This window comes from Paenibacillus hunanensis (assembly GCF_014645615.1).
Taxonomy (GTDB): domain Bacteria; phylum Bacillota; class Bacilli; order Paenibacillales; family Paenibacillaceae; genus Saccharibacillus; species Saccharibacillus hunanensis.
Genome location: NZ_BMMB01000001.1, coordinates 71,854 through 85,854, shown reverse-complemented (window position 1 = coordinate 85,854; position 14,001 = coordinate 71,854). Strand labels below are relative to the sequence as shown.

Here is a 14,001-nt window from a genome sequence, read left to right as displayed (position 1 = left end):
GTGTAAATTAACGCTCGATCAGCTTGAAATCGTCATAGTGGAAGCCGGGAGCGACCACGCATGATACGAAGACCGGCTCATCGCCCAGAGGACGTGCCATCTGCCATACACCAGCCGGGATCAATACCTGCGGCATCTGCCCAGCCTCGATGTCCAGACCGAGGATGAATTTCTCCCCTTCTTCTGGATGCTCGCCACTTCCGCCCAGTGTCAGCTCCAGCGGGCTACCGGAATGGATCAGCCACAGCTCATCCGAATGGACTACATGCCAGTCAGACGTTTCGTCTGCATGCAGCAGGAAGTAGATCGATGTTGCAGAGAAGCGCGGACCGGAGTATTGAGGTGGCAAAATGCTTTGCGGAATCTCGAACGATGCCTTCCACATTTCGCGATACCAGCCGCCTTCCTCGTGAGGCTTCAGATCAAGTGCAGCTACAAGCGGAGATAGAGGTAATTGAGTTTTCATAAAAATAGACCTTCTTTCGTTAGATGGTTATTGAGCGATATAGCTTGGATTACTGCTTTGCTGATGTTCCTTATTTCGCTGGCTGCGCGGCATGAATATTCGGCTCTGTGGACAATTGCACATTGCCTGCCAGTGCGCGCGAGATCATGCACGACTGCTCCGCCTTGTGCGCCAGCAATTCAGCCTTTTCCAGCTCCTGCGCTGTAGCACTGGCAGACAGCACGATATGCGGGCGATGAATAATTTCTTTATACGTAAAAATATTGTTCGTCACATCGACATTGCCCTGCGATTGCATGGTCAGCTGCTCTACTGTAATGTTCGAGCGCTCCAGCATGGCTGCCAGTGTGATGATGTAACAGGTCGCGGCTGCGCCCAGTAGCATCTCGTCAGGATTCGTTCCTGTTCCCGGCCCGCCCATCGGTTGCGGAATAGAAATGACGGTATTCAGGTTGCCAGAGGAAATGGTGCCTTCGCTATTGCGTCCACCCTTCCAGTCGGCATCCAGTATAAATTCGTGAATCATATAGGATCATCTCCCGAATAATATGGTCAGAGTCAGGCTCCAATACCTGCCTTTATAGCTTACTCTCTCACAACGATCAAGGCTGTGTACAGGCATTAGTGTACCATATTCAGCTATATAATGTGCAGTCTAAGCATCCTGTTACTTCATCCTTCAAAGCAAAAACACCGCCCAGCCGGAATAAAATCCGGTAGCAGTGTTTGCCTTTATAATTCTTTGTGATTAAACCGTCTCATGCCCCATAGCAACAAGATTACGGTATACAGTACAGCATAGACGATAAAGCTACCTGAAACGACCTGTCCCAGCCCCATGCCAGCAGTCAGTGAAGAACCGACTTCCACCATCCCGGCGAGGTCATCGAACCCTAGCATAATCGCCATCATTTTGCGTTGTAGCGCATCGACGGGCATAAGGAACGAGATGATTCCAGTAATATTGTTCAATCTCTGATGTATATCCGGCTCCAAGCTCATGACAGACGTGAATTTCTCTACCATTCCGCCGAGCCAGCCTGCCCCGTAGAACATCGTCATAAATACACCGTTGCCCAGCGCGGAAAAAGCAGTTGAACCGAGCAAGCTAAGCGTAATCAGAATCGGCACAGCCATAGCATAGACGAGGAAGGACTGGATATGTACCATCAGATTGCCCGGTACAAACGTATGAATGTCCGTTACGATAATAATCGATACATATAGCAATAGCGCATATAGCATACCGAACGTGACATATCCGAGCCAGCGTCCGATATACCATTTCCAGCGTGGAATCGGACGAGTTAATGTCGCCTGCATAATGCCAATCTCCGCTTCACCGGAAATCGACGAGAACGAGCTGAAAATAACAAGAAACGCCAGAATAAAGCTACCAAAGAAAAAGCCAAGTGTCAGCAGTGTTGAGCCTTTCGCATACTGCGCAACCAAATCTACGGCGCCCGTAGGGGAAAGAGGAACATCCCTGGTTAATGTACTGGCGATAAACCAGAATAGTACCAGGAACAGGACGGTCATGACCAGCGTCATGAGCATCACCTTTTTGCGCAACAGTTCTTTCCACGTCATTCCAATAATCGTATTCATTCCTGTTCCCCCCGGTGGCTGAGTCCTGATACGGCTTCCATAAACCATTCCTCCAGCCTTTCCCGTACCGGATACACATAGTACAATGTCATCCCTTGATTCACGATCAGCGTTGTAATCAGACCCACCTGCTGCTCATTATCAATGACCGCCTCCAGCCAGATTTCATCGCCCATGCTACCCCCGTTTCTCTCGCCGTCAGGTAACGATTCTGCGCGATGTAGCTGTACGCCGCTCGTTTCGATCAACCACGGCAAAATTTCGGGAGTATAGCCCCCGATTTTGAATAGCCAGCGAGTCTGTGCATGCAGCACCTGTTGTACCGTACCATGACGCAAAATCTCGCCGTTGTTGAGCAGGGCGATCCGGTCGCAAATATTCTCTACTTCCTCCAATAAATGCGAGTTCAAGAAAATCGTCTTCCCTTCCTGCTTGAGCTCACGCAGTAGTGTACGTACATCAAGTCGACCGACTGGATCAAGCGCTGAAGACGGTTCATCGAGAAACAGAATCGGCGGATCCGCAACTAGCGCACATGCCAATCCAAGACGCTGCTGCATACCTTTGGAATACTGTTTCACTCTGTCCTTGCCACGATTACCGATGCCTACGCGATCGAGTAGTTCTGGTATACGGCGCTCTGTTGTTTGCTTATCCAATCCACACAATCGGGCATGTAGCCGCACCACTTCACTGCCGGTCAACCATTCCTGATAACGGTACAGCTCTGGCAGATAGCCGATATGCCGCTTGGCAGCTACCGTTCCGATTGCATCGCCGAATAGCGAAGCCGTACCGCTCGTTGGCGTAATCAGACCTACTAGCATTTTGACGAGCGTGCTTTTGCCAGCACCATTGGGACCGAGGAAGCCAAAGGCTTCCCCCTGTCCCACGGTAATCTGCACATTGCGGCAGCCGCGGCCATTATCGTACTGCTTGGTGAGATTATCGATATGAATAGCCGTTTGTGTCATGAGGCTGTCAGTTCCTTCACTTTGGCAATGATAGCATCTGTGTTGGCGAATACGTTTTGGCTACCTTGCAGATTGAAATATTCACCATCTTTGATCCAGTATGCATTGTAGATGGCGTAATCATTTTGTCCATCAACATGAGGCTGCTCTTGAATGACAACCGGGATATTGTTTACCTGTACACGTTGACTTTGTTTATTAGACACAACAGGTAGCGGCAACTCGCCGTTTAATACTCTTTGTTTTTGCAGCATATCTTTTACATCCTGTGGTACCAATGGCAGATCTGCTAGCGTTTCAAACAGACGAGCAGGGTCTACTCCTTCATCAAAGGTTACTTTGGGTACCGCCATTTGCTCCAGATTCGCCCACGTATTATCCGGATTACTATTTGGATCAGACTGAATCATCTGGTAGTGGATCGTCTCTGGTTGATTGATCGTGATGAGCTTGCCATTCATTTCTTCTGGCAATAACGTTGTACCACCCAGACGTGTAATCGCGCTATTCACAGCATTTGTATTCAGTTTGTACGTGTCTGTCTGCGATCTGAAAATATACACACGATCTTCAAACTGCTTTAGTGCGGATGCGGGGAGAGCTTTATACCCCAGCTTGCTTAGCGCTTGATGGGCTGTCTGTTCGCCTTCGTACGTACCGCTAGTGGACGAGAATGTACCGAAACGGTTCATATCCTCGGTCGTTACACCTTTTTCATGATATTGATCGATCATATTTGTGATCCCGTCATTATTGATTGCCGTCAAATCCTGCATACGGAACTGATTTAACAGCGATGCCAGTGCATTATTACCAAAAGGGGTGGCTAATATCGTACCTGCCACAACGCACGCGGCAATACCAGCTGTCCATTTACGAGCTTTACTGCCAAAGCGGCGTGATTGGGTTTTTGTATTCGTCTGTTGGGGTGTAGGGGATGGTTGATGATTCATTGTCTTCAATCCTTTCACATTCGATATTGGGGTGGGCTCCGGTGTGGATACATCAGATACGGTCGGCTGGTATTCGTTCCATTGCTGCCAGTTCGGATGAGGTTCTTCATTGGCAAGCAGCGCCTGCATTTTCATCCAGGCTGCATCGGTGTCAGCACGATCAGCCGTATTATTTCGAGCATCGTCAGCGGGACGGTGCTTCGTGTCGTGTTGGTTGATAGTGTCATCGTTTCCTTGCATAGGATGTCTATTCACCTGCAACTTCCTCCTTTATTTGTATGGGTAAGCTTCAATACATATTGACTTGATCAGGTGGAATTCAGCATTTTTTTACGTAACTTGTTCGTTGCACGATGAAGCAGTGTGCCTACGATCGGTGGTCTGAGCTGCAATTGCTCGGCAATTTCCGAATAGCTGTAGCCTGAATATTTCATCAATAATGCCTGCTTATCTCGCTCGGGCAGCTGATCCAGCCATTCATGCAGCTCGGCTTGCTCCTGCTCTCGGATTACGGTTTGTTCTCCGTCCGGGGTGATCGACTCATTCAGGTCATAGTATTGCTCCTGCTTATTTTGTAAACGGCGTTCACGCGCCTTTTTATCCATATAGTCATAAGCAATTCGGGTTAGCACACGATGCAGCCAGGCACCAATCGCCTCAAGCTGATCTGGCGGATTGCGATAGAGGCGGAGGAAGACCTCCTGCGCCAGATCGTCAGCCGCTGCTTCGTCACGAACCATTGCATTTAGTTTGCGTTTGACACTGGGGTAATGTTCATAAAAAATCTGTTTGAACTGTTCCGGCTCCGGTTTGTTCATCAAATGGATGCTCCTTTCCGCTGCAGCTATAAGAAAGACGGGCATGCCGCTGGATTTGTATCACTTGTATTCAAATATTTTTATTTTTTCATTATGTATCCTGATATGGCATCCGATTGTACAGTGGTTCTATCGTACTTCAGGACTCCTTGCAAAGCGAGGCGTTACACTGTGCGATGTCCATTTTCCTATAGATGCTAGTTGACGCCTTGCTCGATCTGTACCATTTTGAACGAAATAGGTATTTACGCCCTGTAGAAAAGGCTACCCATCGGACATGAGATGGCCTCCAATCAGCATAATTATGATGGGCAACACCAGAACGATTGGCTATAATGAAAGTAGCTTCAGACCCTTCGGAGGTGATCGTATATGGATTGGCTCGAGGATTTTAGACCACAGCTTGAACGCCTGTTCCAGCAGGCGGAGAAACGGGTTCGCGCATTCCCTGCTCCGCTTCATGAGATAGGTCTTCGTTACCTGTCAGCATTCGACATTCGCACACGTGGGAGCACAAAAAATTATATTTGCTATCTTCTGCCCTTCTGGCTCGAACGCATGCTGTCGGCACGCCTCGAATCTTCCACCTCAGATGCGCTCCTGCAAACCGCACGTCAAGCCGCACTTGGCAATGTGATGGGAATGCTGCACTTCTTCATTCAGGATGATCTGATGGATACGGCGCAGCAGCAAGCCGCTGAGGACGCACCCGATATGCGTTCGCTCATTCCGCTCAGTCAGCTTCTTCACAGTGAATTCATTCAAGCAATGTCCGCTGCTACCAGTTCTCAGCATCATGATCAGCTATGGGAATATTATCAGGATCTGAGTGCAGAATGGGCTTCCGCAGTCTATGATGAGAGCGAATCGGATTATTTTCTCCACGCCCAACATCGTGTTGCTGGCAAAGCCAGCCCTATCAAGCTATCCGTCATCATCATGATGCTGGAAGCGAATCTCTCCTCACAGCTACCTGCGCTACTGGAGCAGCTTGAACGCGTACTACTCGTTCTACAAATGAATGATGATGCAGCGGACTGGCGCGAGGATCTTGCATCCGGTAGCTATAATTGCCTGCTATCGCTCATTCGCCACGAATATGATGCGCTGGAGCAGCATGCGGATGAAGCACTGTCCACTCCTACGGTATTAACTGAGGTTCAGGTACAGCAAGCCATTTATGACCGTCATATTTTACAGCGCTATACCTCCATGGCTGCTGATAGCTACATAGCCGCAGACACCGCTTCGCTCAATCCCTATCTATCCCAGTTTCATGCTTATCTTATCCGTCAGCTAACACGCATGTCAGAGCAGGTTGAACAGCATCGTAGCCTATTGCTTCAACAGGGGAGCATCTGGTATTATGCGAAGCTTTCGAACTGAAAACAACATGAAGAATATTACAAAAGTTGTGGATTTTAGGATTATTGCGTGTTATAGTAATAGGAAAATATAACCATTTTGAGAGAGGGATGATGGGTATGTCTAGCCAAGCCGTTTTTCATACGCAGGTAATTCAGAAAGCATGGGAAGACCCACGTTTCATGGAGCTATTGAAAAGCAATCCCAAGCAGGCGCTACAGGAAATCATGGGAATCTCCTTTCCAGAGCATGTTAAACTGACAACCATCGAAGAAACACCTGAGGAATTGTATCTTGTCATTCCTCCAAAGCCATCTGATGTAGCTGCCTATTCTCGTTTAAAAACCGAGGCTTCCTGGTAAATCGTCAACCATCCTTTCCTTTCAGCTTGTTCATACACAAGTTTCTCTGAAATTACATTTCACATTCATAACTGAATTAAAAAGTGCAATTCGTTAAAGAGACGGATTGCGCTTTTTTTATATGCAAGTGCGTCTTTTCTCCCTTGTGCGATGTTAATGGTTTGATTATTCTATTTATAAAAACGCTTACATTATTCTATGCAGCTCGTTTCTATCTATGTCTGGTATACGTAATTAAGGAGGCCTGCATTGATGAGTACCGAAATTATGCTGGAATATTACAATTTGCCGACGTTCTCACTTCGCTATGATCCAACGCTGGATGATAGCAAATGGACGCTGTTGTATGTGAATGCTACAGCGAAGACGGCTTCGTCCCCTCATATGGGTAGCTATGGGCAGATGTATCTGATGGCGCCCGGCAAGCTACGTCAGGAATTGCTGCAATCCGTCGTTGCCGCAGCTAGCGGTATATGCTGTCAGTTTACCGCCTATTCCCAGTGGTCGATCTGGCTTCATAGGCTGCAAACAACGGATTCCCAGCAACCCCTTCAGATCGCAGATCGCAAGCTAGGTCAGCAGATCGAGTATGGATTGGAGCGATTGATGGAATATGGCGAACATGCCGAGCATCCAGGCTATCGGCAATTGTCCTTTCATTTGCTGAGTGAGCTGCTGTTATTGCTTACTGTGCATGAACAGCCTGCCTTGCAAAACAACTCGGATTCACGGATCGAGGAGGTGCTTCACTATTTGCAGGAGCATTATGCTGAGGATATTCGGATTGAGCAGCTTGCCCAGCTGGTCTGTCTCTCTCCTTCACGGCTGTCCCATCTGTACAAATCGCATACCGGTGAGACGATTATGGATACGCTCATTCGTCTAAGACTGGAGCGTGCACAGCATCTGCTCGCCTCCACCTGTCGGTATGTGGGTGAGATTGCGTATGAGGTTGGATTCAACTCGCAAACGTATTTCACCTGTAAATTTACACGTCATTTCGGTATTAGTCCTTCGCTATATCGCAGCAGCCTGAATCCGTCAGGTGGCTGTGCTTCTTCTTCGTAACTTTTTTCTAATCAGCTGGCTGGTACCGTTACCAGATCATCGACTTAAACGAGTGAATATGTAGCAAGCACAACTCTGAGCAGTTAGAAAAGAAACAAAGTCGCCGCCTATTGAGATAGGATGCAGGAGCTGTCAGAGCGTTTATTTTACCACTCAGGGCTTAGTACGGTACTTTGATGTGTAGGAATGATGAGTCTGGATAATAGGGTATAGAGGCAGGGTATAGAGGCAGAGTATAGAGGCGTAGATGTATAGAGAAAGCTTATTATTTAGCAGATACGATAAATAGGCTCTTACCATGGTATGAAAATACCAGGTAAGAGCCTATTTAAGCGATTGAGAGGGGTACGCTACGGGATTTCATTGTAGCGTACTCCTTGTACTGCTTATTGGTATCGCTTTATTCCTACTTCTTACATACTTCTTATTTTAGATCAGACGTTTCATTTCAGACGATTCATCTTGTACTGCGTATCTCTTATTTCATGGCTTACTTCGCAGCGCCACTGCTATCCATCTGCGCTTTGTACGCATCCAGCTGACGTTGCAGCTCTGCCATCACTTTATCATAGCCAGCCAGCTTCAGCTTGTCGCGGAAGTCCTGCACAGCCTGTGTTGGGTCGCCTGCTTTACCATAGGTGATCGCTGGGCCCATTTCGGCTGTCACCTGCGAAATCGCGGTCAGCTCCGATTGAACATTCGTATTATCGAACACGAATTGTCCGTAAAGATACGGCTTTTTGATTTTGTCGTACTCGCTGTACAGGGTATCGATCTTATCCCATGTGGTGTCACTTGGAATTTCGAATTTATCCATACGGCCTGCCCAGAAGTCGGAGTAGAAGCCGTCTTTGGTTTCATCATAGCCATCTGGCAGTGTACGCTTGCCATCTTTGATGACATATTGTGTACCTTCGATACCATAGTTCAGCAATTGATAGATTTCTTTGTTATTACGCATCAGGTCATATGCCATCAATGCGCGCTCTGGATTTTTGCTGTGCGCGCCCAGTGCTACACCGCCGTGCGTGATTGGCATTTCCAGCAGGTTGCCACTTTGACGGGAGAATGGGAACATTTGCAGCTCAGAGCCAGGTTGCTTTTTGTCCATTTGTACACGCAGACCGGAGAAGGTCTGGGTATGGTGTTGATCCATACCAGTTTGACCCGCTTGCAGTGCGGTACGTGTATCGTTTTTGTTGTTCAGTACATCTTCGCGCCAGTAGCCATTGTCTGCCCACTGCTTCATCGTTTTCGCAAAATCAAGGAACGTATCGTCGAAAACAGGACTGACTACAGTGTAGCGCTCATCATAGGATTTGCCAGCAAATACAGGCAGATAGCCAGTAGAGATTGGCAGCTCCAGATTTTGCGTATGGGATTGTACCCAACCGCCGAAGATGCTGTCACTTGCTTGCACATCCCAAGGAATTACGCCAGGCTTATTGTCCTTGATCCATTGCAGATACTTACCGATTGTATCCCAATCCTTGATTGGCTCGGTAATGCCAGCTTGCTTCGCCCAGTCGCCACGATAGAAGAAGCCGTGGTTAATCCATTGCGTGTAATCGTTTTCAGGGATAAGTACAATTTTACCGTTATATTTACTTTGCGCCCAATCTTCCTGTGGAATTGATTTCCATGTTTCTGGCGCATATTTTGGCAGCAGATCATCCAGTGGCATAAATGCACCGCGTTGTGCATTGCCCCATGTATCGAGCCAGTCAGTACCGATCGTAACGAGATCGACCGGTTCACCGGAGGCGAGCAGCAGATTGTATTTGGTTTGCCAGTCTGCCCATTCTACCCATTTCCATTGTACATTGGCATTGATCTTTTCCTTCATAATCGCGTTAACTTTATCCATTACCTTTTCAAACTGACCGTTTTTCGGCTTATCTCCGAGCGCTACAAAGGTAACTGTAACGAACTGGGACTTGTCATCTCCGGCGCTGCTGGAGCTTTTGCCACCACATGCTGCGAGCGCAAATACCATGATGCTTACGAGCAATGCGGCGATCCACTTACGGTATTTCCACATACATTAACCCCCCATGAGTTGTTGGTCTGAATGCGAAATCGGCGGCATGCCTACTAGCCATACCTGTGATGCAGTATCTTCCTCATTTCATCTATATGCCGTCCTATGAAGAGCTGTCCCTCCATAGAGCGACGGAAGCGTTCAGCCCTTAACGGCACCGACCGTGATTCCCTTGATAAAATAGCGCTGCACGAACGGGTAGAACAGAATTACTGGCCCGGTCGCAACGACTGCTGTTGCCATCTTCATCGTCTCCAGCGGCACATCGCTCATCGACACATTCGACGAGGCAGCAGAGTTACGAATAAAGTCGGCACTGGTAACCACGTTATACAGGAACAATTGCAGTGGACGATAGTCCATATCTGGCGATAGGAACAGCATCGCATTGTACCATTCATTCCAGTAGCCCAGTGCGATGAACAGCCCGATCGTCGCCAGTGCAGGCGTCGACATCGGCAGGATCAAGCGCAGGAAAATCGTAAAATCGCCTGCTCCATCAATTTTCGCTGATTCGGTAATCGCATGCGGAATAGAACGAACAAAGCTTTTCATCATAATGATCAGAAATGGACTGAGCAAGCCAGGCAGCAAGACTGCCAGATAATTATCCTTCAGCTCCAGGTACTGGGTGATCAGCAGGTAAAATGGTACCAGACCACCGGAAAACAGGGTCGTGAAGTAGATAAAGAACGAAATTTTATTCCGATACGTAAAATCTGGACGCTGTAACGCATAGCCAGTCATCGCTACGATAAACAGACCGATGATCGTACCGACGACAGTTAGTCCAATCGTAACGAGATAGGAACCGATAATCAGCTTCGGATTCTCAAATACAATCTGGTAAGCAAAGGTACTAAATTCATGCGGCCAGATCGTAAAACCGAACTTTTTCACCGAGGACTCACTCGTAAAGGACGTTCCGAGAATGAGCAGAAACGGCAACAAACAACAGATCGCAAATGCACCGATTACGATGTAACCGAACCAGCGTACAATGACCTCACTGGCATCGGAGCGGATACGTGCCGGACGCGGCGTGTTGCCTCCGATCAGATCGCTTTTGGCATTCATGTCCATACCGGTCACCTCCTAGAATAGTGAGTTTTCAGGCGATACTTTTTTGATAATCCAGTTCGCAGTCAATACGACGACAAAGCCGAATACCGACTGGTACAAGCTGACCGCACTACCCATTGAGAAGTTGAAATTCGTCATCAGGGAGCGGAATACATACGTTTCGATAATATCGGTGCTGGCGTACAATGCCGTGTTATTCGCACCGACCAGGTTATAGAACAAGCCGAAGTTCCCTTTGAGAATACCTCCGAGTGAGAACAGCAGCAAAATGATAAACGTTGGCTTGAGCCATGGAATAACGATATGGATAATACGCTGGAATGCATTGGCACCATCGATCTCTGACGCTTCCACAATTTCACTATCCAGACCCATGATGGCAGCAAAGTAGACAATCGAACCATATCCTGTCGTTTGCCACAGGTACGTAATGACGATGATGAATGGCCACAGACTTGGCTCGGAATACGCTTTGACTGGATTCAGTCCGAGCGATGCCAGCACATGGTTCAGCAAGCCGTAATCATAGCTCAAAATGTTGTAAGCGAGCAGACCGACCAGAACCGCCGAGATAAAGTAAGGCAGGAACATCAGCGTCTGAGTTACCTTTTTGAACCATTTTTTACGGATTTCATTCAGCAGGATCGCTACCGTAATCTGGGCAACGTTACCGATCAGAATGAAAGCTGCATTGTAGGCGATGGTGTTGAACGTTAGTCTCCACAGATCACCTGTCATGACGAGGAACTTGAAATTGTCCCAACCGACAAACGGACTGCTGAAAATACCGTCGGTATAGTTGTACTTGACGAAGGCAAGGTACAATCCGGGCATAGGCAAGTACGCGAAGATGCAGAAAAACAAAATCGCAGGCAAGCACATCAGCAGGAGCATCCGGCTGTTTTTGAACGTTTTCCGCTTGGTGCGCTTGGCGCGTACTGCTGGGATCGACTTGGCTGTATCCAATGAACATTCCTCCTTTGTGCTTCGTTCGCTTGACCGGCAAATGGAGTTGCTTACGCTGCCGGGACAACACGATGGTTTACCCTTTTATTGTAAGCGTTTTCTTAATGTATGTTATTACACGATTCTGCTATTCCCTTTTAATATTCTGCTATATTTTGTGCTTTTCCAGTCAAATAATATAAAAAAACCGCTCTTACCTGCCGTCAGTCGCCTGTTTTACACAGGCTCGACCAACGGAAAAGTAAGAACGGCTTCGGTTCCTTCCCCTTTTTTGCTATGAAATTCCAGTTGACCACCCATCGCTTCAATGATGCGGAAGGTGACCATGAGTCCCAACCCAGTGCCCTTGGTTTTGTTGGAAAAGTACGGCTCACCAAGTCGTGCTAGCTCCTGCTCATTCATGCCCGCACCATTATCACGGATGCTAATGATGATGTGCTGCTCCTCCTGCCAGGCTCGAATCGTAACCTGTCCTTCATTACGTAGCGCTTCAATACTATTCTTAATCATATTGATGCAGGCTTGCTTGAACTTGGAGGAATTGCCGCGAATGTGCAGACCATCTGGAATATTGATCGCTAGCGTACCACCCTGTAGGCTGGCGAGCGGCTGCATAATATTTTCGATGTGCGAAAATTCTTCCTTGAGATCCAGCAGATCAATCTTATCGAACTGCGGCTTGGCAAAAGTAAGAAAGTCCGTGATGATATCAGATGCACGATCCAGCTCATCCAGTGCCATTTTCAAATGCTCGCGTCCCTTATCGTCCGTGTTCATACGGGTTAATTGCAGGAAGCCGCGCGTCACCTGAAGCGGATTGCGTACCTCATGCGCTACTGATGCCGCCAGCTCGCTAATCATATCCATCTTCTCCGAGCGTTGCAGCTCATTATTGAACAGCTCCAGCTGACGCGAATATTCAATCGCCTGCCGCCGATTCTCAGCAAAGATACGTCCCATAATCGCAATGAGCGCAATGACGAAGAAGATCACGCCCCATTTCCACAGCACCAGCTTGTAGTCACCATCCTGTATATAGAACCAGATCAGCTCAAAGCCGGTAATCAGTGCAAACACAGAAAAGCCCGCTGCAAAAATCTGTGCCGCTCGATTACGATTCATCGCAAAACGCAGCGTCATAACTAGGAACATGATCAGACCGATAAGCATAAACACCCCAAAAATCAGCACGGTCATCACATAATAAATTTTAAAATAACGATCATGGGTAAGTGCGTTGCCAATCAGGGCAAGCAGACAGAGCGCCGAATAGATATATTGCGCCTGCTTCATCCGGTGAATGAGCCCACGGTAGCCCTGACCGAACACACTTTCAAAAAACTCATAAAAAGCAGGCACAAGCACGAACAGACTAATATCAAACAATAGCGTGTACACTCGATCCCCATACGGATAAAACGTAAACAAAAACGGCGAATACGTGACCACAAGTAAGCCAAGCGCCAAAATAACAACACACAGACTAAGCCACATTCGCCTTGCCTGCCCCTCCAAAAAGAACGAGCAAAAGGCCATAATAAGCGCGACCAGTACAAATGAGAAGCCGATCACCACATCCGTCAGATCGGAGCTGACATACGCAGTCAAAATATCCTGATAATCGCCGATCAGAATACCTTTCGTTAAGCCAATCTTCTCCCGCGCCGATTCGACCCAGATATAGACCATTTTGTACGAATCATCTCGAGTTAGTGGTAATAATAGCTGGTTCTGCTCATACGCATAGCCGCGTCTGGACTCATAGATTTTGTTATCATCCAGATACACGATCACATGCTTCCCCTGCAATTCACGAATGAGCAGACCGGAGGTATTCCAGTTCAGCTCGGGCAACGGAATACGAATCCATGCGGAAGAGCTATTCACCGGCTTGCCATCCTTCATTAACTGAGATGATGTCCAGTAGGCATTCTGGTCATCATTCCACGGCTTCGCGGTAAATGTATTTTGTGCTTGCCAGCGTACCTGCCAGTAATCGATACGTTGAAACTTCTGATCCTCACGCGTATTTGTAGACAGCGACAGGGCAAGCAAACCGATAATCATGATCAATAAAAATAGTACAAACGCCTTGGACATCGTTTTCATGGAGCACCTCATTATCAGTCAGTCTGTCCAGCAGCCAGCTTTATTCAGGTGGGCGACAGAGCCACCAATATACCGTCCTTCAAATTATGTATCTATGTATGCAGCCTAGAATCGTTAAATCCCACAACCTCTATTATACTGCGTCCATTGTGGGAGGAACACTACTAAATTCCTAGTCTCTACCAAAT

13 protein-coding genes are annotated in these 14,001 nt (G+C 47.7%); 3 read left to right on the top strand and 10 right to left on the bottom strand.

Annotated elements, in window-relative coordinates; genetic code table 11:
- Positions 1–7: 7 nt before the first annotated feature.
- The 6 genes from IEX62_RS00345 to IEX62_RS00320 all read right to left on the bottom strand — a co-directional run bounded on the left by IEX62_RS00345 (position 8) and on the right by IEX62_RS00320 (position 4,819).
- The gene (locus IEX62_RS00345) at positions 8–466 is read right to left on the bottom strand and encodes a cupin domain-containing protein (RefSeq protein ID WP_188773432.1); all 459 of its coding nucleotides are present in this window, start codon (positions 464–466) and stop codon (positions 8–10) included.
- A gap of 70 nt (positions 467–536) precedes the next feature.
- Entirely contained in the window at positions 537–992 is a 456-nt protein-coding gene (locus IEX62_RS00340; RefSeq protein ID WP_188773431.1) for an OsmC family protein, read from the bottom strand.
- Between the two features lie 206 nt (positions 993–1,198).
- Positions 1,199–2,074 carry an ABC transporter permease gene (locus IEX62_RS00335; protein WP_188773430.1) on the bottom strand — a complete coding sequence of 292 codons (876 nt, stop codon included), beginning with the start codon at positions 2,072–2,074 and terminating at the stop codon, positions 1,199–1,201.
- A complete protein-coding gene (locus IEX62_RS00330; RefSeq protein ID WP_188773429.1) occupies positions 2,071–3,048 on the bottom strand; it encodes an ABC transporter ATP-binding protein in 978 nt (325 codons plus the stop codon). The genes IEX62_RS00335 and IEX62_RS00330 overlap by 4 nt, the downstream gene beginning before the upstream one ends.
- Positions 3,045–4,256, bottom strand: a complete 1,212-nt coding sequence (locus tag IEX62_RS00325; RefSeq protein WP_188773428.1) for a hypothetical protein — start codon at positions 4,254–4,256, stop codon at positions 3,045–3,047. Before IEX62_RS00325 ends, IEX62_RS00330 begins: the two co-directional genes overlap by 4 nt.
- A 53-nt stretch (positions 4,257–4,309) precedes the next feature.
- Complete coding sequence (locus tag IEX62_RS00320; RefSeq protein ID WP_188773427.1) at positions 4,310–4,819, bottom strand: sigma-70 family RNA polymerase sigma factor; 510 nt, start codon at positions 4,817–4,819, stop codon at positions 4,310–4,312.
- A 372-nt stretch (positions 4,820–5,191) separates the two neighbouring features.
- Here IEX62_RS00320 and IEX62_RS00315 point away from each other — a divergent pair, with 372 nt between their 5' ends.
- From IEX62_RS00315 to IEX62_RS00305, 3 genes are all read left to right on the top strand, one after another.
- Entirely contained in the window at positions 5,192–6,205 is a 1,014-nt protein-coding gene (locus tag IEX62_RS00315; RefSeq protein ID WP_188773426.1) for a hypothetical protein, read from the top strand.
- A 98-nt stretch (positions 6,206–6,303) separates the two neighbouring features.
- Positions 6,304–6,546, top strand: a complete 243-nt coding sequence (locus tag IEX62_RS00310; RefSeq protein ID WP_188773425.1) for an NHLP leader peptide family RiPP precursor — start codon at positions 6,304–6,306, stop codon at positions 6,544–6,546.
- Between the two features lie 252 nt (positions 6,547–6,798).
- Positions 6,799–7,614: a helix-turn-helix domain-containing protein gene (locus tag IEX62_RS00305; RefSeq protein WP_188773424.1), complete on the top strand. Its 816-nt coding sequence runs from the start codon at positions 6,799–6,801 to the stop codon at positions 7,612–7,614.
- Positions 7,615–8,104: 490 nt separating this feature from the next.
- On the opposite strand, the gene IEX62_RS00300 is transcribed toward IEX62_RS00305, so the two are convergent.
- From IEX62_RS00300 to IEX62_RS00285, 4 genes are all read right to left on the bottom strand, one after another.
- Positions 8,105–9,655 carry an ABC transporter substrate-binding protein gene (locus IEX62_RS00300; RefSeq protein WP_188773423.1) on the bottom strand — a complete coding sequence of 517 codons (1,551 nt, stop codon included), beginning with the start codon at positions 9,653–9,655 and terminating at the stop codon, positions 8,105–8,107.
- Positions 9,656–9,796: 141 nt separating this feature from the next.
- Complete coding sequence (locus IEX62_RS00295) at positions 9,797–10,732, bottom strand: carbohydrate ABC transporter permease (protein ID WP_373289079.1); 936 nt, start codon at positions 10,730–10,732, stop codon at positions 9,797–9,799.
- Between the two features lie 18 nt (positions 10,733–10,750).
- On the bottom strand, positions 10,751–11,704 hold the full coding sequence (locus IEX62_RS00290) for an ABC transporter permease (protein WP_188773421.1): 954 nt from the start codon (positions 11,702–11,704) through the stop codon (positions 10,751–10,753).
- A 216-nt stretch (positions 11,705–11,920) separates the two neighbouring features.
- Positions 11,921–13,813, bottom strand: coding sequence for a sensor histidine kinase (locus tag IEX62_RS00285; protein ID WP_188773420.1), 1,893 nt, complete (start codon positions 13,811–13,813; stop codon positions 11,921–11,923).
- Positions 13,814–14,001 lie beyond the last annotated feature (188 nt).